Below are 23,058 nucleotides of genomic sequence, written 5' to 3'. Positions count from 1 at the left end.
ATCAATCCACGGTCATCAGGCGGGCCGCACGCAGCACGGCGCGCAGGATTTCGATATGGGTGCCGCAACGGCAGAGGTTGCCCGACAGCTCGTTGCGCACCTCGGCTTCGCTGGGGTTGGGGTTACGGTCGAGCAAGGCCTTGGTGGTCATGATCATGCCGTTGAGGCAGTAGCCACATTGCGCGGCCTGCTCGTCGATAAAGGCTTGTTGCACCGGGTGCGGATCCTGGCGTGAGCCCAGACCTTCCAGGGTGACAATCTCGCGGCCCACAGCCCCCGACAACGGAAACACACAGGAACGGGCCGCCACTCCATCAATGATCACGGTGCAGGCACCGCACTCCCCCAGGCCGCAGCCGTATTTGGGACCATTGAGTTCCAGGTCATTGCGCAGCACCAGCAACAGCGGCGTGTCCGCCATGGCGCTGACGTCGCTTTTCTGCCCGTTGACCTCAAGCGTTACCGTGATGTGCTGGCTGATCATTCGCTTCGCCCGTAACAGTTGGTGAAGTATTCACTACATCAAACAGTCAAAAAAAAGCGTCGTGGGCCTGGGGCCTCACGACACACTTGACGGATGAAGTGGCTACTACATGAACTCAGAGCAAGATCGATGCCAGCTGCGATTATTCCTGCGGGTCGTCGATCATCTTGCGCAACAGGAACAACACCGCGATCCGTTCGGCCGGGTTGAGATTGCTCAGGGTCAATTCGCTGATCTGCGCAGCGCGCGGCGCGGTCTGGGCGACCAGTTCGGCGCCTGCCGGGGACAGGTCCACCACCACTTTGCGCTTGTCCTGCGGGTCCGGTTCCAGGCTGATCAGCTCCTTGGTCTTGAGCCGCTCGACGATGCCGCGAATAGTCGCCTGGTCCACGGCGGTGGCCTTGACCAGTTCGGTCAGGGAGCTTGCACCGTGATCGCGCAGGGCACACAGGGTGACGAACTGCACGGCGGTGAGCTGGGAATCGCCAACATTCTGCTGAAAGATCGCCAGATGGCGCTGGTAGGCCTTGCGCAACAGGTGGCCGACTTGTTCAGAAAATACGTAGGAATCTGGCACGGCTGAGCTCGGTGGGTGGCTAACGTGGGGAGGCATGATACTCCATCCCCACACCTATGATCAGCGGGCGCGGGAGGCTTGCGGCGCAACCACATCCCCGGCAATCACAACCGCTTCATCATCCAGGTACACATCGCAATTGCGCAGCGGAATATCCATATGGCACGGCGTCTTGCGTGTCCCGCCCACTTCGGTATTCGGCCCGGTGGAGAACAGGAAATTGCCATAGAACGCCCGCGCGTCCATGCACATGCCGTCGTTCTTGTCGTGCAAGCCCATGGCCGTCCACTGCGCCCGTGGCTGCAGGCCCCAGCCGATATGGGAGATGCCGTACACCTCGGGGTCGTTGAAGTACTTCATGTAGTCGCGCAGGTATTCAGCCTCGAAACCACCGTGGATGTTGGTGATGAAGCCCTTCTCGATCTCCAGGGTGATCTTCTCGCGGGTATAGGTCTTGAACGGCAGCAGGATGTCACCGATGTCCAGCACCAGCACGCCTTCGGCGGTTTCTTCGTTGGGCCAGGAGAACAGGAAACCACTCGGCCAATGGTCCCAGCGTCCCGGCTCATCGGCAAAACCGTATTCGGTCACCGACGGGTACTGCCCCAAGGCGGCGCGGAAGTCACTGCCGGCACGGGATTTCACATGGATCGAGCGCGCTTTTTTCAGCAACTGTTCGGCCGCCAATACACGCACCTTGTCCTCTTCGGTCGGCAGCATGCGCGCCAGTACTTCCGGCGGCTCCACCGCCAGCAGAATGCGCGTGCCGGTCTTGAGGATCTGCTCCTGCTCTGGCGAGTGCAGCAGCATCATGGTGTCGACGATCAAGTCGGCGGCTTCCAGTGCACGCTGGGCGGCGATATTGCCGGTGAGCGCGGTGTCGCCGCAGTAGGCGGTCATGTCATTGCCCATCGCCCTGGGATGGTTGAACGACGGCAACTCCACCGCATACACCTTGGCCCCCAGGCGCTGCGCGGCGTCCATCGCGGCACGCACGGTGCGTGCGTCGGAGTAATGGCTCTTGAGCACGGCAACGCTCTGGGTCGGGTCGACCTTGGACAGCGTCAACACGTGTTCAAACATCTGGGTCAGTTCGCAATCGCTTACCGGCATTTTCCTGTCTCCTGTGGGCCTGCACCAAGTTCAGGCACTGCGCTTCACTCTAGTGCATTTTTATAGCGTATACGCCATTTAATAACGATAAGACCCGAATTGCAGTCAGACTGCAAGCGGTGCACAAAAACGTTACCTATCGAAACAAACCTAGCAATTGCTAACCACAACCCGTTACACAGGACAAATGCGGCCAAAAAATAAATTTGCAAAGACAGGCTTCCCATTTCAAAAAATGAGCGTATACACTTTATAACCTTGCGGACAGACGCCGCCGAAAATCAAAAAAGAGAGAGGAACACGCCCCATGGGAAGCACTCAGAAAATCGCCATCGTCGGCGCAGGCCTGGGCGGCGCCGCCGCGGCCACCCTGTTGCAGCAAGCCGGCTTCGACGTGGATGTCTACGAGCAGGCGCCGGAGTTTTCCCGGTTGGGCGCGGGGATCCACATGGGGCCCAACATCATGAAAATCTTCCGCCGCATGGGCATCGAAAAGCAGCTGGACCTGATGGGCTCGCACCCCGAGCACTGGTTCAGCCGTTGCGGCGAGAGCGGCGACTACCTGTCGCGTATCCCGCTTACCGGCTATGGCGCGTCCTACATCACCGTGCACCGTGGCGACCTGCATGCGCTGCAGATGTCCACCCTCAAGCCCGGCACACTGCACTTCAACAAGCGCCTGGAAACCCTTGAAGAAACCGACACCCAGGTACGCCTGACCTTCGCCGATGGCCAGGTGACCTACGCCGACATCGTGATCGGCGCCGACGGCATCAATTCCAAGATCCGCGAAGAACTGCTCGGCGTGGAAAAACCGCTGTACAGCGGCTGGGTCGCGCACCGTGCGCTGATCCGGGGTGACCAGCTCGCCAAGTACGACCTGAAGTTCGAAGACTGCATCAAGTGGTGGACCGAAGACCGCCACATGATGGTCTACTACACCACCGGCAAGCGCGACGAGTACTACTACGTGACCGGCGTGCCCCATGCCGAATGGGACTTCCAGGGTGCGTTCGTCGACAGCAGTCGCGAAGAGATGTTCGACGCCTTCAAGGGCTACCACCCCACCGTCCAGGCCCTGATCGAATCCACCGAAAGCGTGACCAAATGGCCGCTGCGCAACCGCAACCCGCTGCCGTTGTGGAGCCGTGGCCGTCTGGTACTCCTCGGCGATGCCTGCCACCCGATGAAACCGCACATGGCCCAGGGCGCAGGCATGGCCATCGAAGACGCCGCCATGCTCACCCGCTGCCTGCAGGAAACCGGCATCAGCGACTACCGCACCGCCTTCCAGCTCTACGAAGCCAACCGCAAGGAACGCGCATCCCGCGTGCAGGCCGTGTCCAATGCCAACACCTGGCTGCGCACCCAGGAAGATCCGGCCTGGGTTTATGGCTATGACCTGTACGCCCAGGAACTGAAATCGGGGGTGGCCGCGTGAGCACTTTTCTCTACGGCGGCAACGTGCAGGCCAACGGCATTCGCCAACACTACCTGCGTTACGGCGGCAAGGGCCCGGTGCTGATCCTGATCCCCGGCATCACCAGCCCGGCCATCACCTGGGGCTTTGTTGCCGAGCGCCTCGGCGCGCAGTTCGACACCTATGTGCTGGATGTGCGCGGTCGCGGCCTGTCTACGACCGGTCCCGAGCTGGATTACAGCGCGGACACCTGCGCCGAGGACATCGGTGCCTTTGCCGACGCATTGAACCTGAACAACTACCACCTGATGGGCCATTCCATGGGTGCACGCTTTGCCGTGCGCAGTGCCGTCAAACACCCTCAAGGCGTGAAGCGCGTGGTGCTGATCGACCCACCGGTCTCAGGCCCAGGCCGACGCGAATACCCGAGCAAGCTGCCGTGGTACGTCGACTCCATCCGCCAATCCCTGGTCGGCATGGACGCGCAGGCGATGCGCGCCTTCTGCGCCACTTGGACCCAGGAACAACTGCAACTGCGCGCCGAATGGCTGCACACCTGCTACGAGCCCGCCATCGTGCGCGCCTTCAATGACTTCCACGAAGTGGATTTCCACCAGGACCTGCCCCACCTCAAGGCCCCTGCCCTGTTGATGGTGGCCGGGCGTGGCGGCGTGATCCTTGATGAGGACATTGCCGAAATCCAGGACCTGCAACCGAGTATCCACGTCGCCCGCGTGCCAGACGCCGGCCACATGATTCCGTGGGACGACCTCGACGGTTTCTTCGTCGCCCTCGGCGACTTCCTCACACAATAAGAACGGAGACCCCCATGCAGAAGCCTTACCGCATCGGCCAGATCGTGCCGAGCTCCAACACCACCATGGAAACCGAGATTCCGGCGATGCTCACCGCGCGCCAGGCAATACGTCCCGAGCGCTTCACCTTTCACTCCAGCCGCATGCGCATGAAGCAAGTGCGCAAGGAAGAACTGGCGGCCATGGACGGCGAATCCGACCGTTGCGCTGTCGAGTTGTCCGACGCCAAGGTCGATGTGCTGGGCTACGCCTGCCTGGTGGCGATCATGGCCATGGGCTTGGGTTATCACCGCAACTCCGAACAGCGCCTGCGCAAAGCCACCGCTGACAACGACGCCAACGCGCCCGTGATCACCAGCGCCGGCGCCTTGATCGAAGGCCTGAAAGTCATGGGCGCCAAGCGCATTGCCATCGTCGCGCCGTACATGAAACCGCTGACTGAACTGGTGGTGAACTACATCCGTGAAGAAGGCTTTGAAGTGGTGGATTGGCGCGCCCTGGAAATCCCCGACAACCTCGAAGTGGCCCGCCACGACCCGGCCAACCTGCCGGCCATCGTCGCCGGGATGAACCTGGAAGGCGTCGATGTGATCGTGCTGTCTGCCTGCGTGCAGATGCAATCGCTGCCGGTGGTGGCCAAGGTCGAGGCACAAACCGGCAAACCGGTACTCACCGCCGCCATTGCCACCACCTACGCGATGCTCAAGGCGTTGGACCTGGAGCCCATCGTGCCGGGTGCCGGTGCCCTGCTTTCCGGTGCTTACTGAGGGGGTTTAAAGATGACCGAACAATCCGCCGACGCCAACTACCAGGGCGTATGGGGCAACCGCATCGGCTTTGGCGAAAAAGCCGCGCTGCTGATGATCGACTTCATGCAGGGCTACACCACCGAAGGCGCGCCGCTGTTTGCGCCTGGCGTGGTCACGGCCGTGGCGGAAAGCGTCGAGCTGCTGACCACCGCACGCCAACACGGGATTGCGGTGGTGCACACCAATATCCGCTACCATCCCGGCCATTTCGTCGATGGCGGGATCTGGGTGAAAAAAGCCCCGGTGATGAAGGACATGGTCGAAGGCAACCCACTCGCGGCGTTCTGCGCCGAGGTACTGCCACTGGCCGAGGAAGTCGTCATTACCAAACAGTACGCCAGTGCGTTTTTCGGCAGCAGCCTGGCGCCAATGCTGCATGCCCAGGGCATCGACACCGTCGTGCTGGCCGGCTGTTCCACCAGCGGCTGCATCCGTGCCACGGCGGTGGATGCGGTGCAACACGGGTTTCGCACCATCGTCGTGCGCGAATGCGTCGGCGATCGGCACCCGGCGCCCCATGAGGCCAACCTGTTCGATATCGACAGCAAGTATGGCGACGTGGTGAGCAAGCAGGAGGCAATGCGCAAGTTCAGGGAGCAATAAGACGTTATCAAGAACTGCGCCATAGAGCGCGGTCTTGCATCAAACTGGGGCCCGCGCCCCAGTCTTCTGACACTGCCTTTGGAAGTCGCTTCTACAGCACTCCGAAGTGCTGGAACAAAAGCGGCTGTATAAAAACCATAAGTCACCGCCAGGAGACACCCAATGCCCATTGCGAATGCAGCGCCCGCGACCTCGGTCGCAGACCCCGTCAACACGCTCTACCACAAGATCACCTGGAAGCTGATCCCCTTCCTGTGCTTCTGCTACCTCGCCGCCTACCTGGACCGCATCAACATCGGCTTCGCCAAGTTGCAGATGCTCGACCAGTTGCAGTTCAGCGAAACCGCGTTCGGCCTCGGCGCCGGGCTGTTCTTTGTCGGCTATATCATCTTTGAGGTCCCCAGCAACCTGGTGCTGGAGCGGGTCGGCGCGAAGATCTGGATCGCGCGCATCATGATCACCTGGGGCCTGCTCTCGGCCTGCACCATGCTGGTCACCTCCACGACCCAGTTCTATATCCTGCGTTTCCTGCTCGGCGCCGCTGAAGCGGGCTTCCTGCCGGGTGTGTTGTACTACCTGACCACCTGGTTCCCCACCCATCGACGCGGGCGCATCATCGCGTTGTTCATGATCGGCCTGCCGCTCTCCAGCGTGATCGGCGGCCCGCTGTCCGGCTGGATCATGGGCCACTTCGATCACATGGGCGGCCTGCGCGGCTGGCAGTGGCTGTTCCTGATCGAAGCGGTGCCCAGCGTGTTGCTGGGCGTGCTGACCTTCTGGGCCCTGCCCAACACCTACCAGCAAGCCAAATGGCTGTCGGACGAGGAAAAAGCCCTGCTGGAAAGCGAACTGCGCAAGGACGACGCCGATGGTGCCGCCAGCAAGCACAGCTTCCGCGACGGTTTCTTCAACCTCAAGGTGTGGATGCTCGGTGGTATCGACTTCTCGATCCTGCTCAGCGCCTACGCCATGGGCTTCTGGATGCCGACGTTCATCCGCAACGCCGGGGTCACCGACACCTTTCATATCGGCGTGCTCACTGCACTGCCGAGCGTGGCCGCCCTGCTCGGCATGCTGCTGATTGGCGCCAGCTCCGACAAACACCGCGAACGCCGCTGGCACATCATCGTGCCGTTTTTCATCGGCGCGGCGGCCATGGCCACCAGCACCTTCTTTACCCATAACGTGGCGGCCACCGTGGCGCTGTTCGCGATTGCCTCGGCGGCGATCATCGGCGCGGTGCCGGTGTTCTTCAGCCTGCCGGCGACCTTTCTCAAAGGCACTGCGGCGGCCACCGGTTTTGCCCTGGCCTGTTCGGTGGCGAATATCGCAGGTTTGGTGAGCAACTCGTTGATGGGCGTTGCGATCGACGTCACAGGCAGCAGCGCCGGTGCCTTGTGGTTTTTCGCCGGCTGCCTGATCCTCAGCAGCTTCCTGGTCATCGCCTTGCCGGCGAAACTGGTGAACCGTTGATAACAACAATTCTTTCGGATGAATCACCATGCAAGGTTTCCTGAAAAGCTGCGCGCTGCTGGTTGCCGTCGGCCTGTGTGCCGGCACCGCCCAGGCTGCGGAGAAAGTCATTTTCGACACCGACTTCAACGTGCTCAACGATGACGGCCAGGCCTTCATCATGCTCGCCCAGCTCCATGCGCAAAAACGTATCGAGTTGCTGGGCATGACCCTGGTCAGCGGCAACGCCTGGGTCGACCAGGAGCAGGTCGATGCGCTCAAGGCCGTGGAGCGCATGGGCGTGGAGAAAGAGGTTGGCGTCTACTCCGGCGCTGCCTACCCGTTGCTGCATGACTACGCCACCTACGAGGCGGAAAAGGCGCTGTTCGGCTCCGGCTGGCCGGGGGCATTCAAGAACCCCCGCCCGACTTCGCCCAGGCAGTTGATCGCACCGCCGGATGGCCTGGCGACGCACACCCCATTGCGCAAGGAAACCGCCGCGCAATTCATCGTCGACAGCGTGCGCGCCAACCCGCATCAGGTAACGATTCTGGCGGTCGGGCCGCTGACCAATCTCGCCCTGGCGATTCGTTCGGCGCCGGATATCGTGCCGCTGATCAAGCGCATCGTGTACATGGGCGGCGCCCTGGAGATTCCGGGCAATACCACACCGGCGGCGGAATTCAACTGGTGGTTCGACCCGGAGGCCGCGAAGATCGTGTTGCGCTCGCCGATCGAACACGTGATTTTCCCCAATGATGTGTGCGAGAAAGTCACCTTCGACAAAACGGTGTACCAGCGTGTGATTGCCCAGAAAGGCGCGATTGCCGACCTGTATAAGCACGAGTTCGGTCCCTTGTTCGACAAGAATCCGAGCTACCACAGCTTTACCTGGGACAGCTTGCCGGCGCTGTATCTGGTCAACCCGCAGATCGTGACTGAATCCCGCGATTTGTGGGTGGATGTGGATGCTACGTTCGGCGCTGATTACGGGCGCGCACTGGGCTACGCCAAAGGTGCGCCGGTGGGTACTCAGAAAGCCAAGGTGGTGTTTGGTGTGGATCAAAAGGCGTTCTGGGATGGCTATGTCAACTTGGTGACCCTGCCGACGCCGGTCAAGCACTGACCGGCCCGGGCGCTCCCACCTTGCGTGGGAGCGCTTTTTTGCTCAACCCGCCAGCGCAAACCCGCGCTGCAGGTCCTCGATCAGCGCCGCCACATCTTCCAGTCCGATATGCAGGCGTACCACCGGGTTCAGCCCTCGGTCCGCCGCGCTGTCGCGGTCCTGGGTATCGGCCACGGTGACCAGGCTTTCATAGCCACCCCACGAAGCGCCCAATCCGAACAATTGCAGACCGTCGATGAAGCGCTCGAGATAGGCCGGGTCAGCGCTGTTCAACTCAAATGACAGCAAGCCATTGCTGCCAGTGAAATCCCGCCGCCACAGCGCATGCCCCGGATGTTCGGGCAACGCCGGATGGAACACGCGCTTGACCTGCGGCTGCGCCTGCAACCACAGGGCGATGTCCAATGCCTGTCGCTCATGCACATCCAGGCGCGAGGCCAGGGTGCGTGCACCGCGCAGGATCAGATAGGCATCGTCCGCACTCACGGCATTGCCGAAGGTATCGCTCATCCGGCCCAGCGCCGGCCACGCGGCCTGGGTGGTGGACACGCTGCCCATCATCACGTCGCTATGGCCGCCGAGGTATTTGGTGAGGGCCATGATGGAGATGTCTGCGCCCAACGCCAGCGGGCGATACAGGTAGCCCGAGCCCCAGGTGTTGTCCACGGCCAGCAGGATATTGCGCGGTTTGCACAACGCGGCAATGGCGGGCAGGTCGCACAGTTCGTAGAGCAACGAACCCGGGACTTCGGCGTAGACCAGTTGGGTATTGGCTTGCAACTGGGCTTCCAGGCCTTTGCCGTCCGGCGAAAAATAGCTGACTTCAATGCCGAACGGCTGCAGGAACTCGCGAGCCAACTTGCGCACCGGCGAATACACCGCATCGGTGATCAGCACGTGATCGCCGGGGCGCAGATACGCCAGGAACACCTGGGCTGCTGCGGCCAGGCCGGTGCCGTAGAGACGGGTGCGATAGCCGCCCTCCAGTTCGGTGACCAGGTCTTCCAGGGCGTGGGAAGTCGGGTTGCCGCGTGCGCCATAGGTCAACACCCGCTCACTGTCACGGCGGGCACGGGCGTCACGCATCTGCGCCAGGTTGTCGAACAGCACGGTGCTGATGCGTGTAATCGGCACGTTGACCGCGCGGCCACCCTGGCCTTTTTCGGTACGGGCCGCATGTATCAGCCGGGTGCGCACCCGCGACGGTGCCGGCAGCGGTTTAAGGCTGGCGATCTCTGCCGTGCTCATCTGCGCCAGCAGGCCGATTTCCCAGGCCAGGTACTGGCGCGCGGCGTCCTTGTTGCCGCTGTGGCGGTCGTGGGTGAAGAACAGAAAGTCGATACACTGCGCGTCGGGCGGGTTTTGCGGGTCCTCACTCACCGGCAGACCGGCCGCGGCCCAGGCGGCGAAACCGCCGTCGAGCAGCTGCGCCTGCAACCCTTGGGCGGCGAAGGCGGCCAACGCAGGATCATCCGCCACCAGTACCAACGGACGCTGATCGGTTTCCAGCAACGAACGGATCGACCACCGGGAACCGGGAATATGCCCCTTTCGAAAGACCATGCTCGGGCGCAGGTCGATCAGGTTGACGTCCCCCAAGTCAAAAGCACGAGGGCTGATCAACGGCAGCGGCTCATACGCCACCGGCTGCAACACCGGCAAGGCCAGCCCGCTGTCGATGCCACCGTTCAATACATACGCCTCATGCCCCAACTGGCGCAGCCAACTGGCAACAATCGGTGCACGCACACCATCACTGTCCACCAGCACAATGCGCGCCTGGCGCACGCCGATGTAAAGGTCGGTGGACTGGATCAACTGCCCGCCCGGCGTATGTTGCGCACCCGGCAATGTGCCGAGTGCGAACTCTTCACCCGTGCGCACGTCGCACAGAAACAGACTACGTTGGGCGTCATCGGCCCACTGGCGCACCTGATCCGCCGACACCGTCACCCCCCCTGCCCGCTCGGCCAGTCGCTGCGCCGCCTGGCACTGCTGGGCAAGATCGCTGCTGACGTGATCCGCATATCGCCGGGTGCTGCCGTGTTCCAGTTGGAAATCTTCCAAGTACCAGCCCTGGGTGCCGTTTTCCAAGGCATAGATCGGATTCTTCAGACCCAGGTTGATCAAGGTCTGCGCGCCGATGATGCTGCGGGTGCGCCCGGCGCAGTTGACCACGATGGGCGTGCTGTCATCCGGCACCAGGTCATGCACGCGGTAGCCCAGTTCACCATTGGGGCAGCAGATGGAGCCGGGAATGGTCATCTTGCGGTATTCATCGAACGGCCGACCGTCCAGCACCACCAACGGTTCGCCGCGCGCTTGCCAGTCCGCCAATTGCCGAGCAGTCACATGCGGTGTGTGACTGGCCTCTTCGACCAACTCGCCAAACGCCTTGGATGGCACGTGCACCCCCGCAAACAGCTGCAAGCCGGCGGCCTGCCAACCTTCGGCGCCCCCCTCCAACACATGCACGCGGCTATAACCCAGCCCCCGTAAACGTTGCGCCGTGCGCGCCGCCACATCACCGCCATCCTGGTCGTAAATCACCAGGCGCACCTGGGGGTTAGGCGCCAGTCGGCGTACCTCCAGTTCCAGACGGCTATAGGGCAAGTTCACCCCGTGAAACAGGTGGGCTTCACCGTATTGGCCGTGTTCGCGCACGTCGAACAGGGCGATTTCCTGCCCGTCGAACAGCCATTGCTGCAGTTGACTGGGGGTGATGGTCTGGCTCATGGAAGTCCCAACAAATGAAGAAAAGAGTTACTGCAACGCCAACGAACGTTCGCCCGCGGCCACTTCGCGACCCTTGGCATAGGCACGCTGCACCGCCGGCCGCGCCTTGATGCGCTCACGCCAGGCCTGGATACGGGGGTAATCGGCCAAGGCCTGGCCCTGCCGCTGCGGTTGAATCCACGGGAAGATCGCCATGTCCGCCACCGAGTATTCGCCCGCCACATAGGGCACCTCGGCCAGGCGTTGTTCCAGCACCCGATACAAGCGCGTGGCTTCGGCGTTGAGCAGGTCGAGGGCAAACGCAATCGGCTCCGGAGCCTTCTCCTTGAACAGCTGCAACTGGCTCAGATACGGGGTGATATGCCCCACCTGCCAGAACAACCATTCCTGGACCTTTTGCCGCTCGGCAGTACCCGCCGGTGGCAAGAACTGACCGGCGCTGTCGGCCAGGTAATTGAGGATCGCGCCGGATTCGAACAGGCTCAGCGGCACCTCCGGGCGATAGTCGACAATCGCCGGGATGCGCCCGTTGGCGCTGATGCGCTGGAAGTCCGCCTGTTTCTGCTGGCCTTCGCGGATGTTCACCGGCACCAGGCGGTATTCCACACCCAGCTCTTCGAGCAGGATGCCGACCTTCAAGCCGTTGCCCGTGGGCCAGTAATAAAGGTCGATCATGCGTAGGCCTTGATCGACGGCGCCATCTGCGAGGCGTTGTAGTTGAGGATGCGACCGTCCGCTTCCACGCCATATCGGCCGTTCAGCGATTCCAGCGGCAAGCCATAGAGGTGGAAATGCAACGTCGCCTGCTCGCCCTCGACCTTGATGCCATGCAGGTCTTCACCGAGGAACGAGATCGAGGTGCCCGGCTGCACGATCACTTCTTTCTCCAGCGTCAGGGTGGTGAACCCCGGCTCGCGACCCTCATCGCTGCGCGCGTATACGTAGTTGATCTCCTGCCCTTCGATGGCACTGATGATCGCCCAGGTCTCGTGGTTATGCGGGATCGTGCTTTTGCCCGGTAACAGCGAATTCAGGTAGAGCGTCGGCGTATCACCGTCGTCATTCAGGCGATAGCGGAACGCCGTGCTGCCCTGCCCCGGCACGGGCGCGGGGAATTCATCAAAGTTGAACAGGTCGCGGCGCTGGGCGAGGTTTTCCAGCAGCCCAACGATTTCATCCAAGGCCGCGCGGTCTACGCCACGCTGGTTGATGACGCGGATCTGCTGCAAAAACGCTTCGATCACGTCGGCACGGTTTTCGATACTCATCACGAATTTCCTCTTATCAGACAGACAGGCTGTAACGGCTCAAATTGGTCAACAGGTACGGGTCGTGGGCGATGGGGCCACGGCGCCCCGTGTCGCCCAAGGCATGGCGCAGGAACGTCTGGGTGCGTTCGCTGGCCGGGTTCTGGAAGATCTGCTGCGCGCTGCCATGCTCGACAATCACGCCGTTTTCGGTGAAATACACCACGTCGCTGATCTCTTCGGCGAAGCGCATTTCGTGGGTGACCAACACGCAGGTCATGCCCTCTTCGGTAAGTTCGCGGATCACCGTCAGCACTTCGCCGACGGTCTCCGGGTCCAGTGCCGACGTCACTTCGTCAAACAGGATCAGCTCCGGACGCATCGCCAACGCCCGGGCAATCGCCACACGTTGCTGCTGGCCACCGGACAGTTGGCCGGGATAGGCATCGGCCTTGTGCTCCATGCGCACCTTGGCCAGCAAGGCGCGAGCGTCTTTCTCGGCGTCGGCACGGTTGCGGCCGAGCACCTTGCGCGGGGCGATCACCAGGTTTTCCAGCACCGACAAGTGCGGGAACAGGTTGTACTGTTGGAACACAAACCCGACGCGCTTACGCAACTCGATGCGCTGGGCTTCCTGGGCCAAGGTATCGACCTGGGTCTGGCCCACGCGGATGCTGCCGCGCTGAGGCTGCAATAAACCGGTGATGCAGCGCAGGATCGTCGACTTGCCCGACCCCGACGGGCCGATGATCGACACCGCCTGGCCGCGCAGCACGTCGAGGTCGATGCCCTTGAGCACCGGGTTGGCGCCGAACGACAGGTGCACATCCCGCAGGCTCACCAAGGGTTCAGTAGAAGGCATAACGGCGCTCCAGGTGTTGGGTGAGACGGGAAATCGGGTAGCAATAGGCAAAGAACAGCACCAGCAGGCTCAAGTAGATCAGCACGGTAAAGCCAGTCATGTTCACGGTGTTGCTGGCGATCTGCGCGGTGTCGATCACGTCGTGCACGCCCACCAGCGAGGCCAGCGCGGTGCCCATGGTGACCACGGCGTACAGGTTCATCCACGGCGGCAACATGCGCTTGAAGCACTGCGGCAGGATGATCGAACGAAACAACTGGCCACGGGTAAACGCCAGGGAGCGCGCGGCTTCCCATTGGGTGCTGGGGATCGAACCGATGGCGCCACGGAAGATCTCCGCCACGTTGGCGCTGGCCGGCAACGCCAGGCCGATGGTGACCTTGACCCAATCGGGGAACGACACGTAGCTGCTGCCGATGTGGATCTCGAACGGGAACACGTAGGTGGTGAAATAGATCAGCACCAGCCACGGCGCATTGCGAAACACCTGCACCCACAGCCGCGCGACAAAGCCCAACGGCGACAAGGCCAACGCACCGATCAACAACCCCAGCACCGAGCCCAGGGCAATCGCCACCACGCTGATCAAGATGTTCTGGCCGAAACCGGCCACCAGTGCCGGCGACCATTGCAGCAACGCCGACAACACCGGGAATGAATCAATGGCCATAGCCGGGCATCCTCAGGCGCGCTTCCAGCCAGCGCCCCACACAATTGACGATAAAACTCAGCAGGCCGAAAAAGCTCAGGATCAGGATCATCAGTTCCAGCACGTTATCGCTCTGGGTCCAGATCATGATGGCCGCGTAGGTGATGTCGCCCACCGCAATCGCGGAAGCCACGGCGGTCATCTTCACCAGATCGATCAGGTTGTTGATCAGCGATGGCAAGGCAAAGCGCAGCGCCAACGGCAACTGCACATTCCACAGCAATTGGCGGCTGCTGAAAGCCAGGGAACTGGCGGCTTCCAGGGTCACCGCCGGCACCGCCTCGATGCCGGCGCGCAAGGCCTCGGCATGGAACGCGCCTTTGTGCAGGGAAATCACAATGACCACCCAGGCAAACGGCGTCAGCGGGTTCGCCGCACCGACTGCCTGGGTCAGCAGCATGTTCAGCACCAGGAACGCGCAGTACAGCTGCACCAGGGTCGGCGTGTTGCGCGTGACTTCGACGAACACCCGCGCCGGTTTGGCCAGCCACGGGTTACCCGAGGTGAGCATCGCCGCAAGCGTGATGCCCGCCAACAGGCTGCCAATAATGGTGAACAGGCACAGCAGGCCGGTGGTCAGCGCGCCCTGGACCAGCGTGCCACGCTGGTAGGCATCCAACAGAAAGTTGTAGTTCAGGCCGATACCCGCAGCCCAGTGGACGAAAACCTCCATCATTGCAACTTTCCGCAGGCGCTTGCGATACGCCGTCCGGCTTCTGCAACGCTGTCAGTCGCCGTGGCGATGGACAGGCGGAACCACGGCGACAGGCCATAGGCACTGCCCGCCACTCCGGCGACGCCCTCCTCCAACAGCCAGGCCACCAGGTCATCGTCATTGTTGATGCGCTGGCCGTCCGGGCGAACGCGTCCCAGCAGCCCGGCGCAACGCACGAAGACGAAGAAACCGCCCTGGGGCTCCAGGACTTCAAGGCCGTCAACGGCTGCAAGCGTTTCCACCAGAATATCCCGGCGCAATTGATAAGCCGCGACGTGCTCCGCAAGAAAGTCCAGCCCACCGTTGTAAGCCGCCAATGCAGCCGCCTGGCCCACTGAGGACGCCCCAGAAGTGGATTGGGATTGCACCACTGCGATGGCATCGGTCAAGGTTTTCGGCCCCGCCCCAAAGCCGATGCGCCAGCCCGTCATGGCGTAGGTCTTGGACACGCCGCCCACCAGCAGACAGCGGTCGAGCAAGTCCGGAGCAACGTTCAGCAGACTCTGCGCCGGGCGGCCGTCGAAACGGATGTGTTCGTAGAGTTCATCCAGCAGGACCAGCACCTGGGGATGACGACGCAGCACTTCGGCCAACTCGCGCAGTTCGGTTTCGCTGTACACCGCGCCACTCGGGTTGCCAGGGCCATTGAGGATCAGCCAGCGCGTACGCGCAGTGATGTGCTGCTCTAGCTGGGCCGGCAGCAGTTTGCAGCCCTGCTCCAGCCCACATTCGATGAACACCGGCTCGCCGCCATTGAAGCGTACGCTGTCGGGGAACGATGGCCAGTAAGGTGTCGGCACCAGCACTTCATCACCGTCATCCAGGGTCGCGGCAAACGCGTTGAAGATGATCTGCTTGGCACCGTTGGCGATCACAATGGACGACAGTGGATAGTCCAGGCGGTTTTCATCCGCCAGCTTGCGTTGCACGGCCAAGCGCAAGGCTTTTACACCGGGCGTCGGCGTGTATTTGGTAGCGCCGCCGGCGATCGCGGCATAGGCCGCCTGCTTGATGTGTTCGGGGGTATCGAAATCCGGCTCGCCGGTGGTGAGATCGAGGATATCGCGCCCCGCCTCGCGCAACTCAGTGGCGCGGGATTTGGCGGCGGCGTTGGCGGACAGCGAGACCCGCTGCACGCGTTGGGACAGGCGTAGGGTCATGGCTGTACCTCAAGGACTTTGCCGGGGTTGAGCAGGTTGTGCGGATCCAGCGCCTGCTTGATGCGGCGCATCAGGTCCAGCTCCACCGGGCTTTTATAGCGGCTGAGCAGGCCGACCTTGCGCTGGCCGATACCGTGTTCGGCACTGATCGAGCCACCGTGGGCATGGGCACTGTCGTGCACCAGGGCGCTGAGTTCGGCGTAGTGCGCCATGTGCGCGTCCACTGTCGAATCCAGTGGATGCGCCACGTTGTAATGCAGGTTGCCGTCGCCCAAGTGGCCGAAGGTGAAGTGACGCACGCCGGGAAAATGCTGCTGCAACAACGCGTCGGTGTGCGCCACAAAGGCGACCACTTGCGAGATCGGCACCGAGATATCGTGCTTCATATTGCGCCCGGCACGCTTTTGCGCCTCGCTCATGTTTTCGCGCAGCAACCACAGGGCTTCGCTTTGCGCCAGGCTTTCAGCGATCAGGGCGTCGCTGATCAACTGCTTTTCGAAGGCCTCGCCAAGCACGGCCTCGAAGGCTTCGCGGGCATGGCTTTCGCCGTGATTGTCAGAGAGCTCAATCAGGGCGAACCAGGGCTGATTGGCCGTCTTGAACGGCTGCGGGCCCTCCGGAAACTGATCGCGCAACAGCGCCAGGCAATCAGCAGTGAGTAATTCGAACGCCGTCAGGCTCGCACCAAAACCGGCACGGGCATGGGACAGAAAAGCGACGGCTTGCGCCAGCTCATCAAACGCCAGCAACGCGGTCGCCTGGGCCTTGGGCAGCGGAAACAGCTTCAAGGTGGCGGCCGTGATAATGCCGAGGGTGCCTTCGCTGCCGATATACAGGTCGCGCAGGTCATAGCCGGTGTTGTCCTTGCGCAACCCGCGCAGGCCATGCCAGATCTCGCCTTCGGCGGTCACCACTTCCAGGCCCAGGGTCAGCTCACGGGTATTGCCATAACGCAGCACGCCGGTGCCGCCGGCATTGGTGCCGAGGTTGCCGCCAAGGGTGCAACTGCCCTCGGCGCCGAGGCTCAGGGGAAACAGGCGATCGGCTGCGCGGGCCGCGTCCTGGACATGTTGCAGGATGCACCCGGCTTCCACGGTCAGGGTGTCGTTGTCGGTGTCGACCGAACGCACGCGGTTCATGCGGTCCAGCAACAGCAACACCGAACGTCCGCTGGCATCCGGCGTAGCGCCGGCCATCAACCCCGTATTGCCACCCTGCACCACGATGGGCGCCTTCAGCGCCACGCAGGCTCGCACCACCGCCGCCACTTCCTCGGTGTTGGCCGGATGCACCGCCGCGATCACGTGGCCGGTATAACGACCCTGTTTGTCAGTGAGGTAGTGCGCCGCTTGCTCGCTGGTTTGCACATGGGCCGCGCCGAGCAACTGTTGCAAGGTGGCGAACAACGCATCACTCATGGCTGTATTGCTCATGCAAATCGCGCAGGGCCTGGGACGGCGCCATGCCGGTACGCTCGCCGAGGGCGATCAGGAAACCGCTTTTATGCCAACCCTTCACGATGGCATCGAGCTTGGGCCTGGGTGTCGTGTTCGCCCTTGCGGATCCAGATCACCGAGTTGGACGGAATCAGGTCGCCCGGCAACGGAATTTCATAGCCCTCCCATTCGGCATCACTGAGCAAGGCATGCATGGTCGGGCTAACGTGCACCGCCGCCACACATCCATTGCCGCGCAGCGACAACAGCGACTCGGACTGGCTGCGGAACGCCTTGATCTGCGCGCCGTAGGTCTCTTGCAGCGGTTTGATGAAGTTGCTGCCCTGGGACACGCACACCGGCTTGTCCTTGAGGTCGGCCCACTGCTGGATGCCAGCGCCTTTGCGGATCAACGCCGCGCCGCCGACTTCTTCGTAGGGCGTGGGCACGTAATCGAGGATCTCGGCACGCTCTTCGGTGAACTGCATATTGGCGATCAGGATGTCGACCTTGCCCTGCTGCAGGAACTGCACGCGGTTGGGCGCCAGTACCGATACGGTCTTGGTCTCGACGCCCAGCGCCTCGCCGATGCCCTTGGCCAGTTCGACGTTGTAGCCCAGGTGCTCACCGGTCTTGGGGTCCAGGGTGCCGAACGGCGGCCCGCTGAGAATCACCCCGACGCTGATGGCGTGGCGTTGCTGGATCTTATCGAGGGTGGCATCGGCCTGGGCGAAGCCGGCGCACAGCGCCAGGCCGAGTGCGGTGAAGGTTTTGAAGTGCATATCAGGCGCCCTTGAACTGTTGCTGCAATTCCACCAGCGCCGGCGAGGCCGGGCTGATGCGGTTGCGGGTCTGGGCGTCGATCAGCCAGCCGCTGCGGTGCAGTTCCTTGACGATCGGATCGAGCTTGGCCTGGGTATCGCTTTCGCCGCGACGGGTCCAGATCACCGAAGGCGCCGGGTTGAGTTCCGGGGTAATGACGCGGTAGTCCTTCCACTCAGGACTGTCATTGATCAACGGGTTGATCAGCGTCGAGTCATGCACCGCCGCCACGCAGTTGTTGCCACGCAGGGCCAGCAGGGATTCGGAAGAACTCTTGAATGCCTTGAGCTGTGCGCCGAACTCAGTCAGCGGCTTCACGTAGCTGCTGCCCTGCGAAGTGCACACGGGCTGATCCTTGAGGTCTTCCCAGCGGGCGATCTTGCTGCCCTTGAGCACCGCCGCCGCGCCGCCAATACGATAGAACGGGGTCGGCACAAAACCGAGGATCTCACCGCGCTCGGCGGTCCATTCCATATTGGCGATCAACAGGTCGACCTTGCCCTGCTGCAGGAACTGCACACGGTTGGCGGGCAGTACCGGCACCAGTTGCACCTCAGCCTTGAGTTGACGGCCCAGCTCGTTGGCCAGGTCGACGTTCAGACCCTTGGGCTTTTGCGTGGCCGGGTCAATGCTGCCGAATGGCCCGCCCGACAACAACACGCCGACCACCAGCACATGACGCTGCTCGATCTTGTCCAGGGTCGCATCGGCTTGCGCCGCCACGCTGCTGCCCAACGCGATGATCGACCCGAGGGCCACCGGCAACCATTTTTTCAACTTCATTGGACTTCCCCCTGGCAAATGATCGGCGTACCCCGATCTGATGGAGGGGCATGCTAGGGAGAGTGTGGGGGCAACGGAAATGCAAATATCTCATATCGTTATAACTTGCCGTGTCTGCACAACCTACAATTACGACATATGCCACTATTTACGGGGCGCGCTAAAAATACGCTTCACCCATACATAAATATCTGTAATGTTTAACTTCACACGCTTGATATAAAAACCGCCTCTGGAGCCGGCCATGTCGACCCTTGACCTTGAACTGCTGCGCACCTTTATTGCCGTGGTCGACCACCACAGCTTCGCCGGCGCCGGCATGCACCTGTCGCGCACCCAATCGTCCGTGACCCAGCACATGCAACGCCTGGAGCAGCAAGTGGGGGTCAGTCTGTTCGAGAAGCGTGGCCGGCAAAAGCAACTGACCGAGCCGGGCTTGCAGTTGCTGCGCCATGCGCGGCAGATGCTGTCACTGAATGACGATGCGTTGAATTCGCTGCGTGAGAGCAGCTTGAGTGGTGTGCTGCGTATTGGGTCGCCTCACGATATTGCTGACACGATCTTGCCGCCGATCCTTAGCCACATTGCTCGCTCGGCGCCGCGTTTGCGGTTGGAGATCGATGTGGGGCGCAGTCCGTTTTTGATGGATGACTTGCATCGGGGCAAGGTGGATATGGTGATTTCCACGCGATCTGATCCGAACCTTGAGGGGTTTGCGTTGCGCACATCGCCGGTGTGGTGGATTTGTTCGGCCCAGTATATTCACCAGCCAAGTGAGCCGTTGCCGCTGATTCTGGTGGATGAACCGAGCATTTATCGGCGTTATGCGTTGGAGGCGTTGGAGCGGGCGAATATTCCTTGGCGCCAGGCGTATCTGGCTTCGAATTTGATCGGGATCAAGGCGGCGACTCGGGCGGGGTTGGGGGTGACGCCGCGGAGTATGGAGATGTTGGGGCCGGATATGCGGGTGTTGGGGGAGACGGATGGGTTGCCGCGGTTGCCGGAGGTGACGTATTACCTTTGGATTCGGCCGAATACGGCGAATCCGATTGCCAGGAAGGCTTATGATTTGATTCGGGGGAGTCAGGGGTTGTGATTGGGGGCATATCCGTTATTTGGGTGATGGCTGAAATAGGTTCCGCCCTTACGGCGGGTCACTTTGGAAAAGAGCCCCAAAGTAACCAAAGGGCTCTTGCCCCAACACTCGGCACCTCGCTCACGCTCGGTGTGCCCGTAATCCGACAGTGATTTGGGGGGCCGCCGCCACGCGCCATCCATGGCGCGGGGCGGCTAAACCGGCATCCCTGCCGGTTTACCCCCCAAATCCCTGCCGAATTCCGGCCAGCGTGTTTAACGGGGCGCCTAAGATCAAGATCACAATCAAAAGCAGAGCGCGGCGGCCTAATAGCCGACCGAAACGTTGAAGCGTGTGCGTTTTCCTGTGGGAGCTGGGCTTGCCCGCGATGGTCGTCAACGATGATGCAAAAAAAGGGATACACACCAACGTATCTACGATGCGAAGCGAGTCGCTCTTGCTCTGGCTTTTGATCTGAGGCGCCCCGTCAAACACGCTGGCCGAACGCAGGCTTGAATCCGTGGGTAACCCGGCAGGACGCCGGGTTAGCCGCGCTGGGCCAAGGATGGCCCATCGCGGCGGCCCACGGATTCAAGCCGGAGTGAGGGCACACCGAGCCTAGGCGAGGTGCCGAGTGTTGGGGCAAGAGCCCTTTGCTTACTTTGGGGCTTTTCCAAAGTGAGCCGCCGTAAGGGCGGAACCCTAAGCAGCCGTTACCTAAATAACGGATATGCCCCAACCCACATGTCCAATCATGCCCCTGTCCGCCTCTCGCCACACCCTCAACAATGGCGCATCCTAAAAAGCACAAAGGCTCACCATGAATGACCACATCGAATTCACCCACCTGGAAACCGAAGCCGACCTCATCGCCAGCTTCCCAGTCATGCACCAACTGCGCCCCCACCTCACCGACGCCCCAGCATTCGCCGAACAAATCCAGCGCCAACGGCAAAACGGCTACCACCTGCTGGCAGCCAAAGAGTACGGCAAGGTAATCGGCCTCGCCGGCTATCGGCTGACCGAAAACACCCTGTATGGCCGCTTCATCTACGTAGATGACCTGGTCGTAGACGCCTCGCAACAAAGGCGCCGCCTGGGCGAACACCTGCTGGACCGCATACGCGAAGAAACCCGCGCCCGAGGCTACCGCTGGCTGGTACTGGACACCGGCATGCACATGGCCCTGGCCCAGCGCTTCTATTTCCGCCAGGGCCTGTTGCCCCTGGGCATGCACTTCTCCCAGGACCTGAGCCAATGACCCGCGCCCTGCTCCTCAGTTTCAGTCCCCACGGCAAGGCCGCGCAGACCTTCAAGCTGGCCCGCGCCTTGTTGCGCGACCTGGTCCCCGACGCCGCGGTGACCGAGCGTGACTATGGCGGCCAGGCACTGCCGCCCCTGACCCGTGAATATGCCAACGCACTGACCACCCCCGGCGGACTCAGCGGCAGTGCCACGGCACTCTCGGAACAATTGATTGTGGAATTGGAAGCCTGCGACCTGCTGATCCTGTGCACCCCCGTGCATAATTTCACCGTGCCGGCGGCGCTCAAGGCCTGGATCGACCATGTGGTGCGCATCCAGCGCAGTTTTACGGTGAATGAACAGTTCGCCAAAGTCGGCTTGCTGCAGGACCGGCGCACTTTTGTGCTGGTCAGTTCAGGTAACGCCCGCAAGGGCCATGAGCCGGACTTCCTGACCCCGTACATGAGCACCATCCTGTCGACGGTGGGCATTCACTCGGTGGATTTCGTCTACCTGCCGGCCATGGTGCGCGGTGAAGAAGCGGTCAACCGCGCCCTGGAACAGGCGCACCGGCAACTCGCGGTGGCAATCGGCTCTGGCCTATAAAAATAATGGCGCTAGAATCAGCGCCATTCTTGCGCCTGACTTCCTGATACGAGCCCCCCATGAGCTTTGATTTCGACACGATCCACCCCCGCCTCGGCACCGGCAGCACCAAGTGGAACCGTTACCCGCAAGACGTGTTGCCGATGTGGATCGCCGACATGGACGTCGCCGCCCCGCCCGCCGTCCTGCAAGCCCTGCACGCGCGCCTCGACCAACAGGTGCTGGGCTACAGCGTCGCCGGGCCGGATGTGCGCGAGGCAATCATCGCCGACCTGTGGGCCAAGTACGCTTGGCGCGTGCAGCCGGATGAGTTGCTGTTCCTGCCCGGCGTCGAGCCCGGCTTCAATATGGCGCTGCACGCGTTTGTAAAGCCGGGCCAGCCGGTGGTGCTGCAAACCCCCAACTACCGGCCGATTCGCCTGGCGCCGGGACACTGGAACCTGCCGCGCATCGAAGTGCCCTTCGAGCTGATCAACGGCGAATACCTCACGCCAATGCCTGCGATGCGCCAGGCGCTGACCGGCGCGGGTGCGCTGTTGCTGAGCAACCCGCACAACCCCATGGGCAAAGTTTTCCCGCGCGAAGAACTGCTGGCCGTGGCCAACGCCTGCCTGGAACACGGCGCGCTGATCATCTCCGACGAGATCCATGCCGAACTGTGCTTCGACGGCCGCCGCCACATCCCCACCGCCAGCCTCAGCCCCGAGATTGCCCAGCGCACCATTACCCTGATGTCGGCGAGCAAGGCCTACAACGTGGCCGGCCTGAAGACCTGCTTTGCGGTGATCCAGAACGCCGAGATCCGCGAGCGCTTCAATAATGCCCGTTGCGGCATGGTCGACAGCGTCAGCCCCCTGGGCCTGGAAGCCACCCGCGCGGCCTACAGCCAGTGCAGTGATTGGCTCGACGCGCTGGTGCAGTACCTGCAAAGCAACCGTGACTACCTGCTCGACGCCGTGCAAACCCGCCTGCCTGGCGTGGTCATGCATGCGCCACAAGGCACCTACCTGGCTTGGCTGGATTGCAGCGCCCTGGGCCTGGATGACCCACAGCAGTTTTTCCTGGAGCAGGCCAAGGTCGGCTTGAGCGCCGGGATCGAGTTTGGTGACGACAGCCAGCAATTCGTGCGCCTGAACTTCGGCTGCCCACGGGCCATGCTGGAAGAAGGCCTGCAACGCATGGAGCGCGCGCTGCGCAACCGTCAGGCCTAATTCACAACTTTTCGCAACGAGTGCCGAACCCCTGCTGTTACTGTTTTTGCCG

Annotated in this window: 22 protein-coding genes and 1 pseudogene; 10 read left to right on the top strand and 13 right to left on the bottom strand. The window is 62.0% G+C overall.

All coding sequences use genetic code 11. From position 1 onward, the window contains the following. Position 1: 1 nt before the first annotated feature. From AYR47_RS21630 to AYR47_RS21620, 3 genes are all read right to left on the bottom strand, one after another. Entirely contained in the window at positions 2–484 is a 483-nt protein-coding gene (locus tag AYR47_RS21630) for a (2Fe-2S)-binding protein (RefSeq protein ID WP_033901618.1), read from the bottom strand. Between the two features lie 142 nt (positions 485–626). Continuing rightward, entirely contained in the window at positions 627–1,061 is a 435-nt protein-coding gene (locus AYR47_RS21625) for a MarR family winged helix-turn-helix transcriptional regulator (RefSeq protein WP_082781522.1), read from the bottom strand. Positions 1,062–1,121: 60 nt separating this feature from the next. Beyond that, the gene (locus AYR47_RS21620) at positions 1,122–2,174 is read right to left on the bottom strand and encodes a 2,5-dihydroxypyridine 5,6-dioxygenase (protein ID WP_033901620.1); all 1,053 of its coding nucleotides are present in this window, start codon (positions 2,172–2,174) and stop codon (positions 1,122–1,124) included. Between the two features lie 307 nt (positions 2,175–2,481). On the opposite strand from AYR47_RS21620, the gene AYR47_RS21615 reads away from it, so the two are divergent. From AYR47_RS21615 to AYR47_RS21590, 6 genes are all read left to right on the top strand, one after another. Next, positions 2,482–3,615, top strand: a complete 1,134-nt coding sequence (locus AYR47_RS21615) for an FAD-dependent monooxygenase (RefSeq protein ID WP_016977979.1) — start codon at positions 2,482–2,484, stop codon at positions 3,613–3,615. Further along, complete coding sequence (locus tag AYR47_RS21610) at positions 3,612–4,409, top strand: alpha/beta fold hydrolase (protein ID WP_061436783.1); 798 nt, start codon at positions 3,612–3,614, stop codon at positions 4,407–4,409. The genes AYR47_RS21615 and AYR47_RS21610 overlap by 4 nt, the downstream gene beginning before the upstream one ends. Before the next feature lie 14 nt (positions 4,410–4,423). Continuing rightward, positions 4,424–5,176: a maleate cis-trans isomerase family protein gene (locus AYR47_RS21605; protein ID WP_010210656.1), complete on the top strand. Its 753-nt coding sequence runs from the start codon at positions 4,424–4,426 to the stop codon at positions 5,174–5,176. 12 nt (positions 5,177–5,188) lie between these two features. Continuing rightward, a complete protein-coding gene (locus AYR47_RS21600; RefSeq protein WP_061436781.1) occupies positions 5,189–5,821 on the top strand; it encodes an N-carbamoylsarcosine amidohydrolase in 633 nt (210 codons plus the stop codon). 162 nt (positions 5,822–5,983) lie between these two features. Beyond that, positions 5,984–7,294 carry an MFS transporter gene (locus tag AYR47_RS21595; protein WP_061436779.1) on the top strand — a complete coding sequence of 437 codons (1,311 nt, stop codon included), beginning with the start codon at positions 5,984–5,986 and terminating at the stop codon, positions 7,292–7,294. Between the two features lie 28 nt (positions 7,295–7,322). Continuing rightward, on the top strand, positions 7,323–8,399 hold the full coding sequence (locus AYR47_RS21590; RefSeq protein ID WP_061436777.1) for a nucleoside hydrolase: 1,077 nt from the start codon (positions 7,323–7,325) through the stop codon (positions 8,397–8,399). Positions 8,400–8,441: 42 nt separating this feature from the next. Here AYR47_RS21590 and metC read toward each other — a convergent pair whose 3' ends face one another. The 10 genes and pseudogenes from metC to AYR47_RS21540 form a co-directional block, all read right to left on the bottom strand. Continuing rightward, positions 8,442–11,135 (bottom strand): cystathionine beta-lyase, encoded by a 2,694-nt coding sequence (metC, locus tag AYR47_RS21585; RefSeq protein ID WP_061436775.1) that lies wholly within the window; start codon positions 11,133–11,135, stop codon positions 8,442–8,444. A gap of 27 nt (positions 11,136–11,162) precedes the next feature. Continuing rightward, positions 11,163–11,810 (bottom strand): glutathione S-transferase family protein, encoded by a 648-nt coding sequence (locus AYR47_RS21580; RefSeq protein ID WP_033901627.1) that lies wholly within the window; start codon positions 11,808–11,810, stop codon positions 11,163–11,165. Further along, positions 11,807–12,403, bottom strand: a complete 597-nt coding sequence (locus AYR47_RS21575) for a cysteine dioxygenase (RefSeq protein WP_016977971.1) — start codon at positions 12,401–12,403, stop codon at positions 11,807–11,809. Before AYR47_RS21575 ends, AYR47_RS21580 begins: the two co-directional genes overlap by 4 nt. Positions 12,404–12,419: 16 nt before the next feature. After that, entirely contained in the window at positions 12,420–13,244 is an 825-nt protein-coding gene (locus AYR47_RS21570; protein WP_033901629.1) for an amino acid ABC transporter ATP-binding protein, read from the bottom strand. After that, positions 13,231–13,914, bottom strand: a complete 684-nt coding sequence (locus AYR47_RS21565) for an amino acid ABC transporter permease (protein ID WP_038851189.1) — start codon at positions 13,912–13,914, stop codon at positions 13,231–13,233. Before AYR47_RS21565 ends, AYR47_RS21570 begins: the two co-directional genes overlap by 14 nt. Then, positions 13,904–14,629, bottom strand: coding sequence for an amino acid ABC transporter permease (locus AYR47_RS21560; protein WP_016977968.1), 726 nt, complete (start codon positions 14,627–14,629; stop codon positions 13,904–13,906). Before AYR47_RS21560 ends, AYR47_RS21565 begins: the two co-directional genes overlap by 11 nt. Next, positions 14,626–15,828 carry an aminotransferase class I/II-fold pyridoxal phosphate-dependent enzyme gene (locus tag AYR47_RS21555; RefSeq protein ID WP_061436773.1) on the bottom strand — a complete coding sequence of 401 codons (1,203 nt, stop codon included), beginning with the start codon at positions 15,826–15,828 and terminating at the stop codon, positions 14,626–14,628. Before AYR47_RS21555 ends, AYR47_RS21560 begins: the two co-directional genes overlap by 4 nt. Then, positions 15,825–17,246 (bottom strand): FAD-binding oxidoreductase, encoded by a 1,422-nt coding sequence (locus AYR47_RS21550; protein ID WP_061436771.1) that lies wholly within the window; start codon positions 17,244–17,246, stop codon positions 15,825–15,827. The genes AYR47_RS21555 and AYR47_RS21550 overlap by 4 nt, the downstream gene beginning before the upstream one ends. Next, positions 17,239–18,046, bottom strand: a pseudogene (locus tag AYR47_RS21545) (transporter substrate-binding domain-containing protein). The gene AYR47_RS21550 and the pseudogene AYR47_RS21545 overlap by 8 nt, the downstream one beginning before the upstream one ends. A gap of 1 nt (position 18,047) precedes the next feature. Then, on the bottom strand, positions 18,048–18,869 hold the full coding sequence (locus tag AYR47_RS21540; RefSeq protein ID WP_061436766.1) for a transporter substrate-binding domain-containing protein: 822 nt from the start codon (positions 18,867–18,869) through the stop codon (positions 18,048–18,050). 244 nt (positions 18,870–19,113) lie between these two features. On the opposite strand from AYR47_RS21540, the gene AYR47_RS21535 reads away from it, so the two are divergent. The 4 genes from AYR47_RS21535 to AYR47_RS21520 all read left to right on the top strand — a co-directional run bounded on the left by AYR47_RS21535 (position 19,114) and on the right by AYR47_RS21520 (position 23,006). After that, positions 19,114–19,965 (top strand): LysR substrate-binding domain-containing protein, encoded by an 852-nt coding sequence (locus tag AYR47_RS21535; RefSeq protein WP_033901635.1) that lies wholly within the window; start codon positions 19,114–19,116, stop codon positions 19,963–19,965. Between the two features lie 799 nt (positions 19,966–20,764). After that, positions 20,765–21,205, top strand: coding sequence for a GNAT family N-acetyltransferase (locus AYR47_RS21530; protein ID WP_061436764.1), 441 nt, complete (start codon positions 20,765–20,767; stop codon positions 21,203–21,205). Then, on the top strand, positions 21,202–21,795 hold the full coding sequence (locus AYR47_RS21525; RefSeq protein ID WP_033901638.1) for an FMN-dependent NADH-azoreductase: 594 nt from the start codon (positions 21,202–21,204) through the stop codon (positions 21,793–21,795). Before AYR47_RS21530 ends, AYR47_RS21525 begins: the two co-directional genes overlap by 4 nt. A 59-nt stretch (positions 21,796–21,854) precedes the next feature. Further along, complete coding sequence (locus AYR47_RS21520; RefSeq protein WP_033901639.1) at positions 21,855–23,006, top strand: MalY/PatB family protein; 1,152 nt, start codon at positions 21,855–21,857, stop codon at positions 23,004–23,006. The last annotated feature ends 52 nt before the right edge of the window (positions 23,007–23,058 follow it).

The organism is Pseudomonas azotoformans (genome assembly GCF_001579805.1).
In the GTDB taxonomy this organism is placed as follows: Bacteria; Pseudomonadota; Gammaproteobacteria; order Pseudomonadales; family Pseudomonadaceae; genus Aquipseudomonas; species Aquipseudomonas azotoformans_A.
This window is presented reverse-complemented; position numbering and strand designations above follow the sequence as displayed.